The sequence below is a fragment of the Bacillus sp. FSL K6-2839 genome, assembly GCF_038003365.1.
Lineage (GTDB): Bacteria > Bacillota > Bacilli > Bacillales > Bacillaceae > Bacillus.
On the sequence record NZ_JBBOOZ010000002.1, the window covers coordinates 949,414 to 968,641 of the forward strand.

Genomic DNA, 19,228 nt, shown 5'->3' on the forward strand with positions numbered 1-19,228 from the left:
GAACGCTTTAGAATGTCTCTTGGTTTAAAATGTAAGCGATTTCTTTAGCGCTCTTCGGCATGTACTTTTGCATCATTTCCTCTAATAAGGAGGAGATAACATGACGTTAGAATTCAGCGGAAATTCAAATTCTCATGATGGAGAAGTTGTTGATAGAGCTTCACAATTATTGACTAGGATGGAAAGTGTACCTTTTTCTAGATGGCATTTAAAACCTCGTATCATTATGGGATCTGCTACTTTTTTTGATGCTTTTGATGCTCTATCTTTAGCGTTTGTTCTCCCAGTTCTCATCGGAATGTGGAGTTTATCACCTGCTCAAATTGGTCTTCTTATTGGGTCTGGTTATATAGGACAAGCGATTGGTGCTATTTTCTTTGGATGGTTAGCAGAAAGGCGCGGCCGTGTATTTAGTGCAAAGTGGACAGTATTCCTCATGTCAATTATGAGTATCGCGTGTGTATTTTCAGGTAATTTTATGGCCCTTTTTATTTTTCGTTTTATACAAGGGATTGGGGTAGGGGGAGAAGTGCCGGTAGCGGCATCATATATCAATGAGTTGTCCAGGGCTCAAGGGAGAGGTAGATTCTTTATGCTTTATGAGATGATTTTCCCATTAGGATTAATGATCTCAGCTCAAATTGGCGCATTTGTTGTACCTAGCTTTGGGTGGAAGTGGATGTTTTTGATTGGGGGCATTGGAGGTTTAATCGTCTTTGTATTCTTTTTCATGTTGCGCGAATCTCCAAGGTGGCTTATTTCGAAAGGCAGGTTAGATGAAGCCGAAAGAATTATTGAAGAAATTGAAGCTAGTACTGACAAACGAATGCCTGTAGCAAAGCAAGTATCTAGCAGTACTGAAAAAGGCGACTGGAAAGAGCTTTTTTCAACTTTCTATCGTAAAAGAACATTGATCGTATGGGGACTATGGTTTTCTGCCTACTTTGTATCGAATGGTTTAAATAACTGGTTACCGAGTCTTTATAATACTGTTTACAATTTGCCAGTTGGAGATTCATTAAGGGCAGCATCTCTAACAAATATTTTACAGACCATAGGGGTATTCGCTTGTGCATTTTTAATTGATAAAGTAGGACGAAAGCGCTGGGCAACCATTGCATTTATTGTAACAGGTGCTTTATTAACGGCTTTATGGATCAGCGGAGCTAATTCTCCAGAAAGTGTTATATATTTAGGGTCCGCTGCTTACGGAATGATGGGGACAATTACAGTTCTTCTCTATCTATATACACCTGAAATTTATCCAACACGTATGAGGGTGATTGGAACGGCATTTGCTACAGCTTGGCTTAGGCTGGCCTCAGCGATCGCTCCTATTATGATAGGCTTTATTTTAGAGGTAAGCGGTGTTTCAACTATTTTTATTCTTTTCGCAAGTGTGACTGTAGTGGGAGCAATTCTTGCTTTTAAAATGATCGAAACGCGCGAGAAAGTATTAGAGGATATTGCACCGTGAGTTACGCACGCAGTGAAGAACTTATTCCAAAGAGGGTAGGTTCTTTTTTCTATGCAGATGATCTACGTATAATTTTTCAAATTGCCTATCTTTTCGCGCGCCATTTATCATATAATAGATACATTATGTAGCATTCCTTGTCGTAAGGAGGACGTGTCACGAATATGAAAAACAATAGAGAAATCCCTGTGAGACAGCGAAATATTGTCCTCATTGGCTTTATGGGTGTTGGGAAAACAACCATTGGGCAGCTGGTTGCCAAAAAGCTATATAGAGATTTTATTGATGTGGATCAGGAGATTGAGAAAAAGTATAACATGACGATTCCTGAGATCTTTCAGCAAAAAGGAGAAGCATTCTTCAGGCAGGCTGAAAAAGATTATATCGTCGATTTATGTGAGCATACACAGCTAAAGATCGTTTCTCTTGGAGGCGGTGCATTCAAACAGGAAGAAATCAAACGCGCCTGCTTGAAGCATTGTACGGTTCTTTTCCTTGATTTATCTTGGGAGAATTGGAAACAGCGGCTTGATATTTTGATTGAAAACCGCCCTGTTCTTCACAACCGGACGATTGACGAGATGAAAGAGCTGTTTGAAGAGCGCCGGGAAATATATGCCCTTCATAACTCAAGAGTCGAAACAGATCATCTAGAAGCTGAGGAAGTCGCCAATTATATTGTGGACACACTCAAGCTTGGCTGGGATTTATACTCGAAATAAAAAAGTCTACCAACGAGGGTAGACTTTTTCTATAAGTTCAATTCTTCATTCCTTGAATGAGTGCAGCTTTTAAACAGAAGGAAATAGGCTGCTGCTGTGCATCGAATTGAAGTTGAAACAGCTGCTTTGTATCAGGGTCTGCGAATTGAAGATGGGAAACGATCTCTTTTTGAACATTCTCTGGTGTGCGTCCACGCATCATCCAGTCCTGATAATCAATTTGCAGATCCCAGTAACGCTTCTCTTTTTGAGTCAGTTGGTTGGCAGCGAAGAGCTCTTTCCATTCTGATAACGAGCTTTCTCGCACATGAGAAGGATCTCTGAGTCTATTTAAGTGATTAATGAATGAATCCTGTGCAGTGTTTTCGGGTGCGTAATGATCGACGAGCAGGAATGTGCCGCCTTTTTTTAAGACACGGCTGATTTCAGACATGGCTGCCGGCAGGTTTGTAAAGTGGTGAGCGGCAAATCGGCACGTCACGATGTCAAATGATTCATCAGCGAAGGGCAGTGCTTCTGCGGCTGCCCGCTCAAAAGTAATATGTTTCAGTTGGCGTTCTTCCGCAAGTGCTGCTGCAACCTCGATCATTTTTTGCGTGACATCAATGCCGATTCCTTTAGAAATGATATCTGAAAAGGAAAAAACGGTATGTCCTGCCCCACAGCCGATATCAAGTAAATGCTCGTGACCCTTCGTATTGGCTGTTGCTTTCATCCATTCCAGCTCTTCTCCGGCTGCAAATATAGGTGAATCTCGATAGTTCTCGGCATTTTGTGAGAATTGGTTTTCGGCTTTAGCATATGGATTCATTTCTTCTCCCCCTTTGTTGTCTCTTTATCGTAAAATTCATTTTGTTATTTGTCTAAGACATAAAAGATATGACATGAATAGTTAAAACCTATGAGGTGATGAAAGTGGATATACGAATGATGGAATATGTCATGGAAGTGTACCGGCAGAAAAGTTTTACAAAAGCAGCGGATCAACTTCACATTGCACAGCCTTCTTTAAGCCAACAAATGAAGAAGCTGGAAGAGGAATTAGACACACCCCTCTTTATTCGAAAGTATGGACAAGTCACGCCCACACCTCAAGGGAGTCGATTCATTAAAAGGGCTGAGAACATTTTGAAGGAAAGAGATGATTTGCTGCGTGAAATGGGAGAAGCAGCTTATGAAGTGGGGAAAGAGCTGAACATTGGAGCGCCAGCAGTCACAGGGGGCTATGTCTTGCCCGGTTTATTAAAAACCTTTTGTCGAACGTATCCTCATGTTCACGTTCAACTAATAGAAGAATCACCTCGTGAGCTAGAAAAACTTCTATTGGCTGGAAAGCTGGATTTGGCTATTTTATCTATGCCTGTCGAGCATGAATCATTGAAAACGAAACACATGCTGACAGAGCCGCTTCTTCTCGCAGTTCCGCAAACTGCCCAGCCCTGGTCAACAGATGAATTGAACGAAATCATCAATCAAGCAGATCAGAAAGTGTCTGTTCCGTTTCGCCTTCTGGAAGACGCCGCATTTATTATGCTGAAAGAGGGATATGGCTTTCGGCAAGTGGTCATGGAACTATGTCTTCATCATGGTTTTCAGCCGAAGATTACCTTTGAAACAAGTCATATTCAAACAGCGCAGGCATTGGTCAAAAATGGACTAGGTGTGACAGTTGTGCCGAAAATGGTGGCACAAGAGGAAAGGAACGAAGTCACTTATTTGAAAATTGATTCATGCCCAACCCGCACTCTTGTGTTTGCATATGTGGAAGAAAGGTATTTAACGAAAGCCGCTCAAGCCCTAATGGACCTTTACCAGAATCAAGCTTAAGCAAACGTTTAATTAAATGCAAAAAGCAGGGGAGCACCCTGCTTTTTAATAGATATCCAGACGCTGATCCGTCATCACAGGAATTTGCTGTCTCACTTCATCCACTAGCTGAAGATCAATTTCCGCATAATAAATGTCTTCCTCATGGCTTGTTTCAAGCAGAATACGACCAAGTGGATCAATCACCATGGAGTGGCCAGGGAATTCAGTGTCTCTGCTTGTGCCTGTTCTGTTAACAGCAATCATAAATGACTGATTTTCAATTGCTCTTGCGATGAGCAAGCTGCGCCAATGGTCCACTCTTGCTGACGGCCATTGGGCGGTATTGATGAGCACCTTCGCCCCTTTGTTTACAAGTGTTCTGGAAAGCTGCGGGAAGCGAAGGTCGTAGCAGATCATCGCACCGATCTTCACATCCTCATCATAGTCAAATAAACCAAGCTGGTCACCAGCGGTTAAATAGTTGTGCTCATCCATTAAGCGAAATAAATGAATTTTGTCATAATCAACTAAAAGCTCACCTTGGCGGTTAAAGACATACATCGTGTTGGTGATCCTCTCATCTTCTGTGCGCTTGTTCAATACACTTCCAGCAATGAGAACGACTTGGTTCTTACGGGCAAAGGAAGAGAAAAGCTGTTTTGTGCGTTCACCGTTTACATCTGCAAGCTGGTCGGCTTGTTCAAGAGCGTAACCAGTATTCCACATTTCGGGTAAAATGATCAGATCAGGCTGCTGGCGGATCGCTTCTTCTAAAAATGCTTCTGCTTTTTGAAAGTTCACATCAGGTTTTCCAATTTGTACGTCCATTTGGACAAGGGCGATTTTCATACAGGTTCCTCCTTTATTCGATGGTGTAAATGTGAAAATCCATGAATGTCTATCGATTTGTTTTGCCTGAGAACATCTAGTCTTCAACCAAGTTTCTTTATCATAAAGGTTTCAATCCTCTTTGCCAATAAAAATGTCAGAAGGTTTTGTCTTTTATAGTGAAAATGACTTTCTAAGTCAAGAAAACAGTGATATGATACTCATAACTATTAAAACAAAGGGGGATAGTAGGATATGCAATTGTTTGATTTACCATTAGAAGAGCTCAAAAAGTATAAACCGAAGAAAACAGCACGACCTGATTTTTCAGACTTTTGGAAAGCTTCGCTTGAAGAACTGAACCAAGTGGAGGCAGAGCCAGCACTTGAACCTTATGATTATCCAGTAAAGGGAGTGAAGGTGTACCGCCTGACGTATCAAAGCTTTGGTCATTCTCGAATTGAAGGCTGGTATGCAGTATCAGATCAAGCAGGTCCACATCCAGCACTCGTACATTTTCATGGCTATAATGCCAGCTATGACGGCGGCATTCATGACATCGTCAACTGGGCACTGCATGGCTATGCGACATTTGGTATGCTCGTCCGTGGTCAAGGCGGCAGTGAAGATAAAACAGTGACACCAGCAGGGCAGTCTCTAGGATGGATGACAAAAGGCATTTTATCGAAAGAGACCTACTATTATCGGGGTGTTTATTTAGATGCGGTTCGAGCGCTCGACGTGATTCAGTCTTTCCCAGAAGTGGATGAACACCGGATCGGCGTGGTGGGCGGAAGCCAGGGAGGTGCACTGGCGGTTGCAGCTGCGGCACTTTCAGACATTCCAAAGGTCGTCGTGGCAGATTATCCTTACTTATCAAATTTCGAGCGTGCAGTGGATGTGGCATTGGAGCAGCCTTATTTAGAAATCAATTCATACTTTCGAAGAAACAGTGATCCAGAAGCGGAAGAAAAGGTATTTGAGACATTGAGCTACTTTGATTTGATCAATTTAGCCGAATGGGTGAAACAGCCCACATTGATGGCCATCGGTCTGATCGACCAAATCACCCCGCCATCTACTGTGTTTGCGGTATACAACCATTTAGAAACAGATAAAGATTTAAAGGTGTATCGCTACTTTGGACACGAGTACATCCCGGCTTTTCAAACAGAGAAGCTTGCCTTCTTACAAAAGCATTTAAGGATCTAAAAGAACAGAGGCCGCTCTAGGAGGGCCTCTTTTTTAATAGCTCGTATTCTGTCTCGTTTTTTCATCAGGCACTAACGCAGTGATAATCAGGGCAAGGGCAGTGATGATATGAAGAATGAATCCGAGAATCGGAATCCAAGCAAGGCAGGATGTGACAATTCCGATGATGCTTCCAATCATTGGTCCCTGGTCTCGCTTCGATAAGACGAGTGTGATAATATGCAGAATAAGCATGACCATGAGCGGTGAATAGCCATTGCTGATAACGAATAGACCTCCGATCACAGGGATGGCAAGGCAGGCTTCAAAAATCCCGGTGATCCATTTCATAATGCGAGATATAGACATCAGATCCAACTCCTTTTTTATATGTCTTATTCGTATTTTCCCAAAACGTGAAGAAGTCATGCAGAATTCTATAGAAAGAGTTGATGGACGCTTGAGAGAGAGAATCAAGGAAGAGCTGAAAATCATCGAAGAAACGTATGACGTAAAGATTTGCCTCGCCGTCGAATCAGGCAGCAGGGCATGGGGATTTCCCTCGACTGATAGTGATTATGATGTTCGTTTTTTATATGTTCCCCGGAAAGAATGGTATTGGGCGATGGAAGAGCATCGTGATGTCATTGAACGGCCGATTGATGACGTGCTTGATATCAGCGGCTGGGAGCTTAGAAAGGCACTTCGCTTATTCAATAAATCAAATCCATCCATCATGGAATGGCTATCTTCTGACATCATCTATGCTGAATCTTTCTCTTTGGCAAAGCAGCTAAGAGAATTAAAGGATCGAGCGTTTTATCCTGCAGCATTGATGTATCATTACCTCAATATGGCGAAGCGGAATGAAAGCCGGCATTTACGAGGGGAGCAGGTGCGAATCAAGAAGTATTTCTATGTGCTTCGTCCGCTATTTGCCTGTCAGTGGATTGAACGCTACCGGACGGTTCCGCCGATGGACTTTCATGAACTGCTCGAGGAGCTAGTGGAGGAAGGCCCGCTTTTAACAGAAATTCACGAGCTGCTCAAACGTAAAATGGACGGAGAGGAAATGGATGTAGAGAACCGTCTCGTCTATGTCCATCCATTCATCGACAAAGAGCTGGTGCGTTTTGATGAATTGGTGAAAAGCTACAATCAGCCGAAAGACAATCTCACGCAAGAATTAAATGAGCTGCTGCAGTCTACCCTTGATGAGGTGTGGGCGTAGGAGGGAAGAGCCAGCCGGATAGCGGCAGGCTCTTTTTTAGCTCTTATTGTGATAAAACCACAAAAAAAGTCAGAATTTTTGTCATCTTCAAATATTGTAGCGGACAGCTTATGAGCCTTACAATAAAGACATAGCTTACAAAGAGTGGGAGGTGCCCTTTATGGAGTCGGTCACAAGAAATTTCTTCTTGTTTTTGTCAAAGAGCAGTCTCTTGAACCATATTGCTCGTAATTGGGGAAGTGCTGTTGCATCTAAGAAAATCATCGGTGGGAAGGATTTTGAGAGCGCTATCTCTGTCATCAAACGATTAAATGATCAAGGAATGGCTGTAACAGTTGATCACCTTGGTGAATTTGTCACAAAGGCAGAGATTGCAAATGAGCGGACGAATGAGTGTATTCAAACCATTCAGCGGATTGCTGAGGCGGGACTCAATTCCCACGTGTCACTCAAAATGACATCACTTGGCCTGGATATTGACGATGACCTTGTGTATCGCAATATGAAAAGCATTTTAGATACGGCAGAGAAACACCGTATCATGGTGACAATCGATATGGAGGATGAACAGCGCTGTCAAAAAACGCTGGACATTTTTAAAGAGATGAAATCTCAATATGAGTATGTCAGTACGGTCCTGCAGGCGTATTTGTACAGAACAGAAAAGGATCTTGATGACCTAAATGAGCTTCAGCCATTTTTAAGACTTGTAAAGGGTGCCTATAAGGAATCCGCTGAAGTGGCGTATCCAAACAAAAAAGACGTCGATCAGAATTATCAAAAGCTGATCGAAAAGCAATTACTCACAGGGAACTATACAGCCATTGCGACACATGACGATCAAATGATCGAGTTTACGAAGAATATTGTGAAAAAGCACAATATACCGACAAGTCAGTTCGAATTTCAAATGCTGTATGGCATGAGGTCAGAAACGCAGCAGGCACTTGTGAAAGAGGGCTATCAAATGAGGGTCTATACCCCGTATGGACGAGAGTGGTATGGCTACTACATGAGACGTCTTGCAGAACGGCCGGCAAACATTGCCTTTGCTTTAAAAGGGATGACGAGAAAATAATTTGAAACGGGAGCGTGACAAAGATGACAACACCTTACAAACATGAACCATTCACGGATTTTAGCCAGGAAGAAAACCGCAAAGCGTTTGAACAAGCATTAGCAAAGGTAACAGAATCACTTGGTCAAACCTATCCGCTCGTGATTAATGGAGAAAGAATCGAAACGAAAGACCAGATTATCTCGATCAATCCAGCGAAAAAGGATGAAGTCGTTGGAACCGTATCAAAGGCCGGGAAAGAAGAGGCAGAACAAGCGGTTCAGGCTGCGGCGAAAGCATTTGAAACTTGGCGCTATACGTCTCCAGAAGAAAGAGCCAGCGTCATATTCCGTGCTGCGGCAAGCATTCGCCGTAAAAAGCATGAGTATTCAGCCCTTCTTGTCAAAGAAGCAGGTAAGCCTTGGAATGAAGCGGACGCAGATACAGCAGAAGCAATCGACTTCCTTGAATACTATGCCCGTCAAATGCTGGAGCTGGCGAAAGGCAAACCAGTGAACAGCCGCGAAGGGGAACGCAATCAATATGTTTACACACCAACTGGCGTGACGCTCGTCATTCCGCCGTGGAACTTCTTGTTTGCCATTATGGCAGGAACAACAGTAGCGCCAATCGTCACTGGGAATACAGTTGTCTTAAAACCAGCGAGTGCAACTCCTGTGATTGCGGCACGTTTTGTGGAAGAGCTTGAGCAAGCAGGTCTTCCAAAGGGTGTGGTGAACTTTGTACCAGGAAGCGGAGCAGAGGTCGGAGATTACTTAGTAGATCATCCGAAAACAAGCCTGATTACATTCACTGGCTCAAGAGAAGTAGGGACACGTATCTTTGAACGCGCGGCAAAAGTACAGCCAGGTCAGCAGCATTTAAAGCGCGTCATTGCTGAAATGGGCGGTAAAGATACAGTGGTTGTAGATGAGGATGCAGACGTCGAATTAGCGGCTAATGCCATTTTCACATCAGCCTTCGGTTTTTCAGGTCAGAAATGTTCGGCTGGATCTCGGGCTGTCGTCCACGAGAAGCTGTATGACCAAGTGGTCCAGCGAGTGAAGGAAATCACAGAAACAAAAACAACAGCGAATCCTCTTTCTGCGGATGTCTACATGGGACCTGTCATTGATCAAGCGTCCTTTGACAAGATCACGGATTATATCGAGGTGGGCAAGGAGGAAGGCCGCTTAGTGACTGGTGGAACGAGTGATGATTCGGAAGGATACTTCATTCACCCAACCATTTTTGCAGATCTTGAGCCAACATCTCGCTTGATGCAAGAAGAAATCTTCGGACCAGTCTTGGCCTTCTCGAAAGTGTCTAGCTTTGATGAGGCACTTGAAGTAGCCAACAACACGGAATATGGTTTGACAGGTGCTGTCATTACCAATAATCGTGATCACATCAACCGTGCGAAGCAGGAGTTCCATGTAGGGAATCTCTACTTTAACCGTAACTGCACAGGAGCCATCGTGGGATACCACCCATTTGGCGGATTCAAAATGTCAGGAACCGATTCAAAAGCAGGCGGTCCAGATTACCTAGCTCTACACATGCAGGCGAAAACGATTAGTGAAATGTTTTAAGATGGAAAAGCATGAACCTGTGCACACGGGTTCATGCTTTTTTTGCTTGTCTACGACTTGTTTCTATACAAATCTGACTGGAAAGAAGTATGATAAATGTATCACTTAATCAGGGAGCAATCGGGATGGAAGAGATATTAGAAAAGCTTCATACATTTTTTGATGTCGATAAGTTAATTGCATTTATTAGCGGGTATTTAAAAAAACCAGTCATTTTAGAAAGCACAGAGTGCCAGCTCCTTGCTTATAATTCTTACAGCATTCAGCAGTTTGACCCAGTCAACCAGCAAACGATTTTCTCAAAGGAATGTCCGGGGTCTGTAGTCGATTGGTTAAAGAAAACAGGGGTCATCGAGCGGCTTCACACGGATTCAAAGCCTTTTTATGTGAGCGGTCATGACGAGCTCGGGTTTAATCGGCGGGTGGCTGTGAGCGCCAAGCATAAACAAGAAGTTGTGGGCTTTATTTGGGTGCAGGACATTGAGGATTCCCTCTCTCAGGAGGAGCTGCAATTTTTGCACGAAGCTTCCTTTCAAGTGGGAAAAGTGATTTATAAGAATAAGAAACAGCTGGAGAAAAAGGAAGGCAAGATTGAAGAATTTTTCAAAAAGGTCATGGATGATCATTTTTATACAGAAGAAGAACTGAAGTGGGAGGCTGAGAATTTAAGCATCCCGCTGCCGGCAGTATTTACTGTCATGGTCGTACATGCTGCCGATAACAAAAGTGAGACGGCAGAAGACGTGAAGGATGTCATTCGAACGTATTTGCAGCTAGAAGATAAGGTGAATCACGTATACTCCGTTCAAGCCGACATTGTCGTGATATTGGGCAGCTTGTCAGACCGGCACTCACCGAAAGCAACTGCTGCCGACGTCATCGCTCATCTGCAATCGAAAACGCATGCCCATCCTTCGCCGCTGTATATCGGGATGGGAAGAGAGTATCGAGATGTCATGAAAATGAGCACAAGTCGATTTGAAGCGATAGAGGTCGTGAAGGCTGTGAAAATTGTGGGGGGACAAGAGCTGATTCCATATGATTACGAGAATCTGGGGGTTTTCCGATTCTTAGACTCGATTTACAGCCATCAAAAAAAGAAAAATGATTTCAATCCAGATTTGTTACGTTTGAAGGAAAAAGACCGTGACAGCCAAACCTCATTTTTAAAAACGCTTGAAGTCTACTTATTGAATAACTGCAAGCTAAAGCCAGCCGCAGAGCAGTTGTTTATTCATCAAAATACATTAAACTATCGAATGAAACAAATCTTTGATATGACCTCAATCGATTTAAGTCACTTCAGCCAGCGATGTGAGTTATTTATTGAATTGATGCTGATGAAAAAAGATCAATAGTCATCGAATCCGCAGGTGCCCGGGATCACCTGCGGGTTTTCATGTGAAAATGGCATACAACTGCTGCGTTACGTTGTATGATAGATAAGGATTTTATGAGAAGAGTGAAAGGGGGGCCACCTTTGGGAGCAGTCACCTTGGCCATTTTGATTTTTATCCTGACCCTCGTCCTTGTCATTTGGCAGCCAGGACGTTTAACCATTGGATGGTCAGCATGTGGAGGCGCCATTCTTGCACTTGCCTTTGGTGTCGTTCATCTGGGCGATGTGTGGGAAGTGACGCATATAGTATGGAACGCGACATTTGCGTTTATTGGCATCATTATTATTTCGTTAATTTTAGATGAAATTGGGTTTTTCGAATGGGCTGCACTGCATATGGCAAAAGCCGCAAAAGGGAACGGTGTCCGCATGTTTATTTATTTAACATTGCTCGGCGCTGTCGTGGCTGCTTTTTTTGCGAACGATGGAGCGGCACTGATTCTGACCCCGATCGTCTTGTCTGTGGTGAGAGCGTTAAAGCTGGATGAGCGGATGATCCTGCCTTTTGTGATGGCAAGCGGCTTTATTGCAGATACAACCTCCTTGCCATTTGTGATTAGTAACTTGGTCAATATCGTATCAGCCGACTATTTTCATATTGGATTTCTAGAATATACAGCAAACATGTTCGTGCCAAACCTTGTATCGCTTGGAGCGAGCATGCTAGTGCTTTATGTGTTTTACCGGAAGCTCATCCCAAAAACATACGATCTGTCACAAGCGAAAGAGCCGGCATCAGCTATTCGAGATATCCGCATGTTCCGGTTGTCTTGGTATGTGCTCGGCTGTCTGCTTGTCGGTTATTTTGCAGGGGAACTCATTGGGGTTCCGGTCTCCATCATTGTGGGCGGTATTGCCCTTGTCTTCTTGTGGCTGGCGAGAAGAAGTCCGCAAGTGGCGACAAAACGCGTCATAAAAGAAGCACCGTGGTCCATAGTCTTTTTCTCAATTGGCATGTATGTCGTCGTATATGGACTGAAGAATGTCGGTCTCACAGAAATATTGGCGGCATGGATCGAACAAGGCGCATCGCATGGCTTGCTTGCGGGAACGATGTTTATGGGCGTGCTTGCCGCAGTGCTGTCCTCTGTCATGAACAATCTGCCCACTGTGTTAATCGATGCGATTGCGATCGGTCATACAGATACAGCAGGCGTCATGAGAGACGGACTGATTTATGCCAATGTCATCGGCTCCAACCTTGGTCCGAAAATGACCCCTATCGGCTCATTGGCGACATTGCTGTGGCTTCATGTTCTCAAGAAAAAGGGCGTCCATATTTCTTGGGGTGCATACATGAAAGCCGGAATCATCCTGACCATCCCAACCTTGATCCTTACTTTACTAGGGTTATATGTGTGGTTATGGCTGATACATTAAAGCTAAATACAAAGGAGAGCAGATCCATGAGATCTGCTCTCCTTTATTACAGATATTTCGCATAGCGCTTTTCTAAAAAGTCTTGAAGCAATGAGACTACGCTGCAAATGCCCCAGTAAATGAGTGCGACCAAAATATACATGGTCATATAATCGAATTCGCGTCCACCTACAATTTTTGCTTGCTGGAAGAGCTCGGGTACAGTAATCATCGCAGCCAGTGAGGAGGCTTTGATTAAATCGAGCATGACATTGGTCAATGGCGGAAGTGCGATGCGGACAGATTGAGGTAAAATGACACCGCGCATCGTTTGCCAATAGCTGAGACCTAGTGACTTGGCAGCTTCCACCTGTCCACTCGGAACAGAGGAGAGGGCCGCCCGATTGATTTCTGCAATATAGGCAGCGCTATTGAAGCTGAACCCAATAATGGCAGCGGTGACCGCTGTAAACTCAATCCCGATATAAGGGAATCCAAAATAAAGAATAAACAAAATCACCAGAATGGGCACGCCTCGCATGAATGAGATATACAACCGTGCAGAAAGGCGAAGCATCCACGTGTTCGCCATTCTGGCAAGCGCAATAAAAAAGCCAAGAATTGTACCAAAAAACATGCTCACAAAGGAAATGAGCAGCGTCAGCCAGATGCCTTTCATGACAAATGGAAATGACGACTTTGCCAGTGCAGGATTAAATATATATTCTAAATGAATATCTCCCACGATTGCGGCTCCTTATTTAGAAATGTCGACATCTTCGACATCAGCATCTATTTTCTTTGAGACGTCTGCATGATGAAAGAATTTTTCGGAAATCTTTTTCATGGTTCCGTCTTTTTTCATGTCTTTTAAGACACGATTTAATTCTTTTTGAAGCTCTGTGTTGTCTTTCTTCATCACAAAACCTTGTTCGTTTGGCATGTATTTTAAGTCAGGGTGAATCGTAATATTTAATTTCGGGAATGCAGCAAGAGCTAGTGTCTGCAAGTAATAATCATTTAGAATGACATCTGTACGACCATTAGCGACATCCTTTAAGTATTGCTCGTTTGTCGCATTATCATAAATGACTTCCTTCGCACCGTACTTGCGAGCGACATCCATGTAAATCGTTGTGGCAGCTCCAGCTGCTTTCTTTCCTTTTAAATCTTTTAACGTCTTAATGCCAGACAAATCATCTTTTCGTACGATCGCCGTGCCATAGGAATATTTATAAGGAGTTGAAAAGGCAAACTTATCTTTTCTGTCATCTGTGATGTCAATGTCGTTTGCAGCGGCATCCACTTGACCAGAATTAATGGCGCTCAGCATGCCATCATAGCCCATTTCTTTAAATTCTACTTTCACATCAAGGCGTTTAAACGCTTCTTTGACCACTTCCACTTCATAACCAGTCAATTGATCCTTGCCATTAGATGTATCATGATATGACGTTGGATAAAGGGTGCCTGAAGTAGCAACCACGATTTTCCCTTTCTTTTGAATCTCATCCCACTTTGAATCTCCAGACTGAGAAGAGCTTGATTGACTGCAAGCAGACATGACAAGTATGAAAGCAGACACAACAAGCATCAACCATATCGATTTTCTATGATAAAAACGACTCATTTAAGAATCCTCCTCTATTTTTTATACAAAACAAAACATAGCACGCTTTTTCTGTTAGGACAACGTTTTCAGAAGAAAAGCGAAAAAGTAAGAATATTATGTGCAATTTGCTTGGTGAAATAATGTATAAAAAAGGAAGGTGCGTACAAAATAATTGCGAATAAAGGAGGGAATAACAATGATGAAAAAAGTAAGTGGCTTTATCATATTATGGATGATGCTGTTGACTGGTTTTTATATGGAAACAGCTCATGGTGAAACACCCCAAATGGAAAAGCGTCCAGTAACGCATCAAGTAAAATTAACGACAGAACAACAAAAACAAATTGAAATGCTTGAGCAGCAAATTCTTTCTAAACGAAAAGAAGTGATTGAGAAATACGTTCAATATGGTGTGTTAACAAAGGAACAAGGTACACATATTACCAAACGAATGGATGAACATTACAATCATTTGGAAAATAACGGATTCGTTCCATTGCTGAAAAAACCACAGCACCATCGACCATAATGATTGAAACCGGCAGCGAGGTGCCGGTTTTTTTATTGTTTATGAATCTATTCAGAAGGTGAGGCTTTCACCATCTTTAGGGACAAAAATGGCTTGTTCTGCTTGATGCTCCTGAATGTAAGCTTGTAAAGAAGCTCTTGTTAGCAAGCAATGGTTCACTGCCTCAAGGTGACAAGCGACAATTTGTGCTTTTGGCTGAGAACGGTGAACGTCTAAAATGTCTTCCTTTGTCATGGTAATCGGATCGCCTTCTAAAAATTGAGCAGCTCCGCTATTAACCACAATGACATCTGGCTTGCATGTATTGACAACCTCCTTCGGCTCATCACACCAAATGGTATCACCTGCAATGTAAAGGGTAGGTTCATCAGGGTGAGAGAAAACAAAACCGCTGACCTGTCCCATCCGCTTCGCTGTTTCTCCTGTCCCATGCTGTCCACCTGTCCGCTTAATATGAACACCGCAAATATCTATTTCGTCTTCAATGCATGTGACATGCTGGAAACCGGCTTCTTCAACTTCTTTTTTGTCATTCTCCGATTGCGTATAAATGGGCTGGTCTTGAGCTAATTTCTGTTTTGCCTCGTCATCAAAGTGATCCACGTGCAAATGAGTGAGTAAGACAGCATCTGGGTGAAGCATGTTGTCTAAATCAATGTTTACAGGCAGATCAACAATGGGATTGTTCAAATGTTGATTGGCTGTATGAGGAAACGGTGGATATGTTCCTTTTGCTGCTAAAAAGGGATCAATGAAGAAAGTTGCCTGACCATATTGAAGGTATAAAGTAGCATTCCGAATGAGCGTGATTTTCATGAAAAGGCCTCCTTTTTTTCTGATTAAGTTTACAGTATATTAAAAGAGTTCCATATGACAGAGGGTAATGAAAGTCTTTCAGCAGAAGGACTTGATTTTTGAAAGAGGTGAGCCAATGTTAGACCAAACCGATATGGATATATTAAAAGAGCTCTCTAAAAACAGTCGATTGACCATGAAAGCACTAGGTGAAAAAGTTCATTTAACCGGTCAAGCTGTTGCAAATCGTGTGTTAAAGCTTGAAGAAGAGGGTGTGATTGAAGCATATACCATTTCGATTGACTGGCGGACTCAAAAGACCATCCAAACATTTATGCAGCTCTATACCCGCAGTCATCATCACGAACCACTTCTGTCGTTTCTCGACCAACAGGAAGAGATCAAGAACTTATTTAAAATAAGTGGTGAGGGCTGTTATATGGCTGAAGGCCATTTTTCCAGTCATGATGAACTGGATCTGTTTTTAACGGAGCTGACAAATTACGCAAATTATAAACTGTCTATTGCGGTTAAACGTCTCATTCATCAGTAATAGAAGAGACGCAGGAGGAAAAGGAACGATGAAAAAATTAATCAAAAATCAAGCTGAACCGATGACAAAGGAAAGAATCAAAGCAGACTTGGTTCAACTTGGTGTGAAAAAAGGCATGATTTTATGTGTTCACTCATCTTTATCATCTATCGGCTGGGTAAACGGAGGCGCTGTTGCCCTCATACAAGCATTGATGGAAACCTTATCAGAAGAGGGGACACTGATCATGCCGGCACAAACGTTAGAGCTTTCTGATCCCGCTGATTGGATCGATCCGCCTGTTCCTTTTTCGTGGTGGAAATCGATCAAAGAGACGATGCCTGCATTTGATCCAGCATACACGACACCAACAGCAATGGGAAAGGTAGCGGAAACGTTTTGGAAATATCCAGGCGTGGCGAGAAGCAATCATCCTCATTTTTCATTCACAGCCTGGGGCAAAAGGAAACATGAGCTTCTGAAACACCACGCACTTTCTTTTGGATTAGGAGAACATTCGCCTCTAGCCCGCATGTATGATCTTCAGGCTCAGGTGCTGCTGATTGGTACGTCATTTGAGAGCCTGACAGCTTTCCATCTCGCTGAATATCGCATCCCTCAGCAAGACCTCATGACAAGAGGAGCTCCCATCTTAGAAAATGGTTGGAGGGTATGGAAAGAGTACCAAGATATTATCACAAGAGAAGAACTATTTGAGCAGATCGGTCGTGATTTTCTGCAATCAGGAGGCACTCATGATCACGGTCAAATCGGACTTGCCAGTTCATATTTATTGCCGGTGAGAGAATCAGTAGACTTTGCGGAAAAGTGGCTTGATTTGTACGATCAGTCGTGATCTACACAGTTTGGAAATTTATAAGATAAAGGTCTTGATCAGGCTGCTGTGAGGTATAGCAGGTGAGCTGATAGTCTCCCTTTGGAATAGGGAAAGACAGCACCTGAGCCATGACGCTTGTGATATAAACTTGATCGCTTGCATGCGTAAAAGGCACTGTAACTGTTCTGTCAGCCGAGGCTGGGGGCATATCGCTATTTAAAGTTACAGTAATAGATGCTTTTCCGTTGTTGACCCCTTCAAAGGACACACCCTGATCTCCCATGGCGAATCCTTGAAGAATGTCATCATCTGACCAATCAATCACAGGTGGTGTTTTGCTTCCGGTGTATACGGTGATTTGGTGATAAGAGATAGATAGGGAATAGGCTTGGTTTAACTTATTCATTTAAAAAACTCCTTTATACATAGATTTTCGTTGGAATGTGAATGGTTGAAAGAATGATTCTTGAAGAGAATGTTAGGCAGCAAGACGATTGTCGCCGTCTTGCGCTTCTATTTGAGGAATCTAGATGTGAAATTGCGAAACCATTGCTTTTAAATCTCCTGCTAAATGGGCAAGAGCTTCTGATGATGCTGTTACTTCTTCCATTGCGGCAAATTGTTCTTCTGTTAAACCGGCTACTTGCTGTGAATGTTCACTCGTTAGTTTAACGCCTTCTGTGATAGTGGCAAAGGATTGTTTCGCATCGTTTGTATAAGCTGCGATTTTTTGTGATGCACTAGATAAATGCTTGATGCCATCTGCCATTTCTCTCATTGACTGTTGAATATCAATAAATGATTCTTCTGTATGAGAAATAAGTACAGTCCCTTGAGCCGCTTCCTCTTTTACTCGTTTGATGGCATTCGTCGAATGAGTCATCTCTTTTTGGATTTCAGAAATGAGATGGGAAATCATATTTGATGATGCTTGAGATTCTTCAGCGAGCTTTCTCACTTCGTCTGCGACAACCGCAAAACCTTTTCCATGCTCGCCTGCTCGTGCTGCTTCAATTGCTGCGTTAAGAGCAAGCAGGTTTGTCTGATTAGCGATGTCTGTAATAACATTGGAAATATGATCAATTTCAGCTGAACGTGTTTCTAATGCTTGAATGGCTGTCCCATTTTCCTCTATTGATTTTGCAATAGATGTCATTTGTGAGTTTACTTCCCCAATATTCTGTACACCTTTTAGGGCCATTTCTTGTGCAAATTGACTTCTTGAAGCCATTTGTTCCGCATTTTCCGTGATGTTTGCCAGCTCGTTAGATACTTGAATCATCGTGTGCTCACTTGTTGTCATTTGAGCTGATTGTTCTTCTGATGATTGAGCTACTTCTTGAATACTGTGGGTGATTTTTTCTGATGCTGCACTTGTTTCTTCTGCGCTAGCTGAAAGCTGCTCAGATGAGGTGGCCACTAATTCAGATGTGTTCATGACATTAAGAATGGTTTGATTTAATTTTTCCCGCATCTTATTGAAATGACCAGCCAGGTCAGACAGTTCATCGCCTGCCGTATCCGACACATTGATGGTTAAATTTCCTTCGCCGGCACTTTTAATGGCAGAAGCTATGCACTTGAGGCGTGACTGAAACCGATTTGTGAAAATAGAAATAATGATAACTGCAACAATTAAACTTAACAACAGAACAATGACAAATTGAATATAGAATGACTGAAGCATTTGTGAAATCACGCTTTGATTGGCGCCCGTATAAAAAATACCAATCGTTTTGCCTGCTTCATTTTTGATCGGCATATAAGCCGTTTGATAGTCTTTCCCGGCAACATTTGCTGTGCCGTAATAGTTTTCTCCTTTATCTAATACAGTGGCCTTCACTTCAGGTGAGACTTCTGTACCGACAGCTCGTTTTCCGTTTAACATGACATTCGTTGCGACACGGGTATTCCCTTGGAAAATTGTGATGGTATCATCGGTATATTCAGCTAATTGGTCAACCAATGTATCATGATCATTGATTTGGGTATCCCCTTTATAAAGCTTGCCATCTTTTATCTGCCATGAGCCTGCCACTTTTTCATCTAGGTAGGCATAGCCTAGCTTTAAATCACCTTTTGCTTTTTCAGTGGCCATGTGCTTGATGTTTTCTGTCATTTCGCGATTCACCACATAACCAACAACTGCTGAAAAGATGATGAGGACACTTAAAAAGATCAGCAAAATTTTGGCACCAAGCCTCAGTTTTCCCTTTTTTTTCATGCTTTTTGACTCCTTTAGGTATAAGGTAGGTTA

The 19,228-nt window shown here is 42.7% G+C and carries 20 protein-coding genes; 12 read left to right on the plus strand and 8 right to left on the minus strand.

The annotated features are described in order from the left end of the window. Nucleotides 1–100 precede the first annotated feature (100 nt). Both MHH26_RS19010 and MHH26_RS19015 read left to right on the plus strand, forming a co-directional pair. Nucleotides 101–1,477 carry an MFS transporter gene (locus MHH26_RS19010; protein WP_307499008.1) on the plus strand — a complete coding sequence of 459 codons (1,377 nt, stop codon included), beginning with the start codon at nucleotides 101–103 and terminating at the stop codon, nucleotides 1,475–1,477. A 164-nt stretch (nucleotides 1,478–1,641) separates the two neighbouring features. Next, on the plus strand, nucleotides 1,642–2,199 hold the full coding sequence (locus tag MHH26_RS19015) for a shikimate kinase (RefSeq protein ID WP_106031566.1): 558 nt from the start codon (nucleotides 1,642–1,644) through the stop codon (nucleotides 2,197–2,199). A 37-nt stretch (nucleotides 2,200–2,236) separates the two neighbouring features. Here MHH26_RS19015 and MHH26_RS19020 read toward each other — a convergent pair whose 3' ends face one another. After that, a complete protein-coding gene (locus MHH26_RS19020) occupies nucleotides 2,237–3,010 on the minus strand; it encodes a class I SAM-dependent methyltransferase (RefSeq protein ID WP_307499010.1) in 774 nt (257 codons plus the stop codon). A 116-nt stretch (nucleotides 3,011–3,126) separates the two neighbouring features. Here MHH26_RS19020 and MHH26_RS19025 point away from each other — a divergent pair, with 116 nt between their 5' ends. Beyond that, nucleotides 3,127–4,026 carry a LysR family transcriptional regulator gene (locus tag MHH26_RS19025; protein ID WP_340974437.1) on the plus strand — a complete coding sequence of 300 codons (900 nt, stop codon included), beginning with the start codon at nucleotides 3,127–3,129 and terminating at the stop codon, nucleotides 4,024–4,026. A gap of 45 nt (nucleotides 4,027–4,071) precedes the next feature. Here the strand turns inward: MHH26_RS19025 and MHH26_RS19030 are convergent, their stop codons facing one another. Continuing rightward, complete coding sequence (locus MHH26_RS19030) at nucleotides 4,072–4,857, minus strand: carbon-nitrogen family hydrolase (protein WP_340974389.1); 786 nt, start codon at nucleotides 4,855–4,857, stop codon at nucleotides 4,072–4,074. 234 nt (nucleotides 4,858–5,091) lie between these two features. On the opposite strand from MHH26_RS19030, the gene MHH26_RS19035 reads away from it, so the two are divergent. Continuing rightward, nucleotides 5,092–6,048 (plus strand): acetylxylan esterase, encoded by a 957-nt coding sequence (locus MHH26_RS19035; RefSeq protein ID WP_340974390.1) that lies wholly within the window; start codon nucleotides 5,092–5,094, stop codon nucleotides 6,046–6,048. A gap of 33 nt (nucleotides 6,049–6,081) precedes the next feature. Here the strand turns inward: MHH26_RS19035 and MHH26_RS19040 are convergent, their stop codons facing one another. Next, nucleotides 6,082–6,396, minus strand: a complete 315-nt coding sequence (locus MHH26_RS19040) for a hypothetical protein (protein WP_012008865.1) — start codon at nucleotides 6,394–6,396, stop codon at nucleotides 6,082–6,084. A gap of 58 nt (nucleotides 6,397–6,454) precedes the next feature. Between MHH26_RS19040 and MHH26_RS19045 the strand changes: the two genes are divergently transcribed. The 5 genes from MHH26_RS19045 to MHH26_RS19065 all read left to right on the plus strand — a co-directional run bounded on the left by MHH26_RS19045 (nucleotide 6,455) and on the right by MHH26_RS19065 (nucleotide 12,686). Beyond that, complete coding sequence (locus MHH26_RS19045) at nucleotides 6,455–7,258, plus strand: nucleotidyltransferase domain-containing protein (RefSeq protein ID WP_340974392.1); 804 nt, start codon at nucleotides 6,455–6,457, stop codon at nucleotides 7,256–7,258. 160 nt (nucleotides 7,259–7,418) lie between these two features. Next, nucleotides 7,419–8,336 carry a proline dehydrogenase family protein gene (locus MHH26_RS19050; protein ID WP_034664177.1) on the plus strand — a complete coding sequence of 306 codons (918 nt, stop codon included), beginning with the start codon at nucleotides 7,419–7,421 and terminating at the stop codon, nucleotides 8,334–8,336. Between the two features lie 23 nt (nucleotides 8,337–8,359). Then, nucleotides 8,360–9,907, plus strand: a complete 1,548-nt coding sequence (pruA, locus tag MHH26_RS19055) for an L-glutamate gamma-semialdehyde dehydrogenase (protein WP_307499014.1) — start codon at nucleotides 8,360–8,362, stop codon at nucleotides 9,905–9,907. Between the two features lie 125 nt (nucleotides 9,908–10,032). After that, nucleotides 10,033–11,265 carry a PucR family transcriptional regulator gene (locus MHH26_RS19060; protein ID WP_034664173.1) on the plus strand — a complete coding sequence of 411 codons (1,233 nt, stop codon included), beginning with the start codon at nucleotides 10,033–10,035 and terminating at the stop codon, nucleotides 11,263–11,265. Between the two features lie 122 nt (nucleotides 11,266–11,387). Beyond that, a complete protein-coding gene (locus MHH26_RS19065) occupies nucleotides 11,388–12,686 on the plus strand; it encodes an arsenic transporter (protein ID WP_307499016.1) in 1,299 nt (432 codons plus the stop codon). Nucleotides 12,687–12,732: 46 nt separating this feature from the next. Here MHH26_RS19065 and MHH26_RS19070 read toward each other — a convergent pair whose 3' ends face one another. Both MHH26_RS19070 and MHH26_RS19075 read right to left on the minus strand, forming a co-directional pair. Further along, nucleotides 12,733–13,410, minus strand: a complete 678-nt coding sequence (locus MHH26_RS19070) for an amino acid ABC transporter permease (RefSeq protein WP_340974393.1) — start codon at nucleotides 13,408–13,410, stop codon at nucleotides 12,733–12,735. A gap of 12 nt (nucleotides 13,411–13,422) precedes the next feature. Beyond that, a complete protein-coding gene (locus tag MHH26_RS19075) occupies nucleotides 13,423–14,295 on the minus strand; it encodes a transporter substrate-binding domain-containing protein (protein ID WP_060595505.1) in 873 nt (290 codons plus the stop codon). A 181-nt stretch (nucleotides 14,296–14,476) separates the two neighbouring features. Here MHH26_RS19075 and MHH26_RS19080 point away from each other — a divergent pair, with 181 nt between their 5' ends. Next, on the plus strand, nucleotides 14,477–14,806 hold the full coding sequence (locus MHH26_RS19080) for a YckD family protein (RefSeq protein WP_340974439.1): 330 nt from the start codon (nucleotides 14,477–14,479) through the stop codon (nucleotides 14,804–14,806). 51 nt (nucleotides 14,807–14,857) lie between these two features. On the opposite strand, the gene MHH26_RS19085 is transcribed toward MHH26_RS19080, so the two are convergent. Then, entirely contained in the window at nucleotides 14,858–15,622 is a 765-nt protein-coding gene (locus MHH26_RS19085; protein ID WP_340974395.1) for an MBL fold metallo-hydrolase, read from the minus strand. 115 nt (nucleotides 15,623–15,737) lie between these two features. Here MHH26_RS19085 and MHH26_RS19090 point away from each other — a divergent pair, with 115 nt between their 5' ends. Together MHH26_RS19090 and MHH26_RS19095 are read left to right on the plus strand one after the other, a co-directional pair. After that, nucleotides 15,738–16,154, plus strand: a complete 417-nt coding sequence (locus MHH26_RS19090; protein WP_034664465.1) for an Lrp/AsnC family transcriptional regulator — start codon at nucleotides 15,738–15,740, stop codon at nucleotides 16,152–16,154. Between the two features lie 28 nt (nucleotides 16,155–16,182). Next, entirely contained in the window at nucleotides 16,183–16,989 is an 807-nt protein-coding gene (locus tag MHH26_RS19095; RefSeq protein WP_307499020.1) for an aminoglycoside N(3)-acetyltransferase, read from the plus strand. A gap of 1 nt (nucleotide 16,990) precedes the next feature. Here the strand turns inward: MHH26_RS19095 and MHH26_RS19100 are convergent, their stop codons facing one another. Together MHH26_RS19100 and MHH26_RS19105 are read right to left on the minus strand one after the other, a co-directional pair. Next, nucleotides 16,991–17,377 carry a competence protein ComJ gene (locus tag MHH26_RS19100; RefSeq protein WP_340974396.1) on the minus strand — a complete coding sequence of 129 codons (387 nt, stop codon included), beginning with the start codon at nucleotides 17,375–17,377 and terminating at the stop codon, nucleotides 16,991–16,993. 120 nt (nucleotides 17,378–17,497) lie between these two features. Beyond that, nucleotides 17,498–19,195 carry a methyl-accepting chemotaxis protein gene (locus MHH26_RS19105; protein ID WP_334750768.1) on the minus strand — a complete coding sequence of 566 codons (1,698 nt, stop codon included), beginning with the start codon at nucleotides 19,193–19,195 and terminating at the stop codon, nucleotides 17,498–17,500. Nucleotides 19,196–19,228: the final 33 nt, after the last annotated feature.

Excerpts from the sequence above, each read along its gene's own strand:
- MHH26_RS19010 (WP_307499008.1), top strand. The coding sequence starts at position 101 with ATGACGTTAGAATTCAGCGGAAATTCAAATTCTCATGATGGAGAAGTT.
- MHH26_RS19015 (WP_106031566.1), top strand. The coding sequence starts at position 1,642 with ATGAAAAACAATAGAGAAATCCCTGTGAGACAGCGAAATATTGTCCTC.
- MHH26_RS19020 (WP_307499010.1), bottom strand. The coding sequence starts at position 3,010 with ATGAATCCATATGCTAAAGCCGAAAACCAATTCTCACAAAATGCCGAG.
- MHH26_RS19025 (WP_340974437.1), top strand. The coding sequence starts at position 3,127 with ATGATGGAATATGTCATGGAAGTGTACCGGCAGAAAAGTTTTACAAAA.
- MHH26_RS19030 (WP_340974389.1), bottom strand. The coding sequence starts at position 4,857 with ATGAAAATCGCCCTTGTCCAAATGGACGTACAAATTGGAAAACCTGAT.
- MHH26_RS19035 (WP_340974390.1), top strand. The coding sequence starts at position 5,092 with ATGCAATTGTTTGATTTACCATTAGAAGAGCTCAAAAAGTATAAACCG.
- MHH26_RS19040 (WP_012008865.1), bottom strand. The coding sequence starts at position 6,396 with ATGTCTATATCTCGCATTATGAAATGGATCACCGGGATTTTTGAAGCC.
- MHH26_RS19045 (WP_340974392.1), top strand. The coding sequence starts at position 6,455 with ATGCAGAATTCTATAGAAAGAGTTGATGGACGCTTGAGAGAGAGAATC.
- MHH26_RS19050 (WP_034664177.1), top strand. The coding sequence starts at position 7,419 with ATGGAGTCGGTCACAAGAAATTTCTTCTTGTTTTTGTCAAAGAGCAGT.
- pruA (WP_307499014.1), top strand. The coding sequence starts at position 8,360 with ATGACAACACCTTACAAACATGAACCATTCACGGATTTTAGCCAGGAA.
- MHH26_RS19060 (WP_034664173.1), top strand. The coding sequence starts at position 10,033 with ATGGAAGAGATATTAGAAAAGCTTCATACATTTTTTGATGTCGATAAG.
- MHH26_RS19075 (WP_060595505.1), bottom strand. The coding sequence starts at position 14,295 with ATGAGTCGTTTTTATCATAGAAAATCGATATGGTTGATGCTTGTTGTG.
- MHH26_RS19080 (WP_340974439.1), top strand. The coding sequence starts at position 14,477 with ATGAAAAAAGTAAGTGGCTTTATCATATTATGGATGATGCTGTTGACT.
- MHH26_RS19085 (WP_340974395.1), bottom strand. The coding sequence starts at position 15,622 with ATGAAAATCACGCTCATTCGGAATGCTACTTTATACCTTCAATATGGT.
- MHH26_RS19090 (WP_034664465.1), top strand. The coding sequence starts at position 15,738 with ATGTTAGACCAAACCGATATGGATATATTAAAAGAGCTCTCTAAAAAC.
- MHH26_RS19095 (WP_307499020.1), top strand. The coding sequence starts at position 16,183 with ATGAAAAAATTAATCAAAAATCAAGCTGAACCGATGACAAAGGAAAGA.
- MHH26_RS19100 (WP_340974396.1), bottom strand. The coding sequence starts at position 17,377 with ATGAATAAGTTAAACCAAGCCTATTCCCTATCTATCTCTTATCACCAA.
- MHH26_RS19105 (WP_334750768.1), bottom strand. The coding sequence starts at position 19,195 with ATGAAAAAAAAGGGAAAACTGAGGCTTGGTGCCAAAATTTTGCTGATC.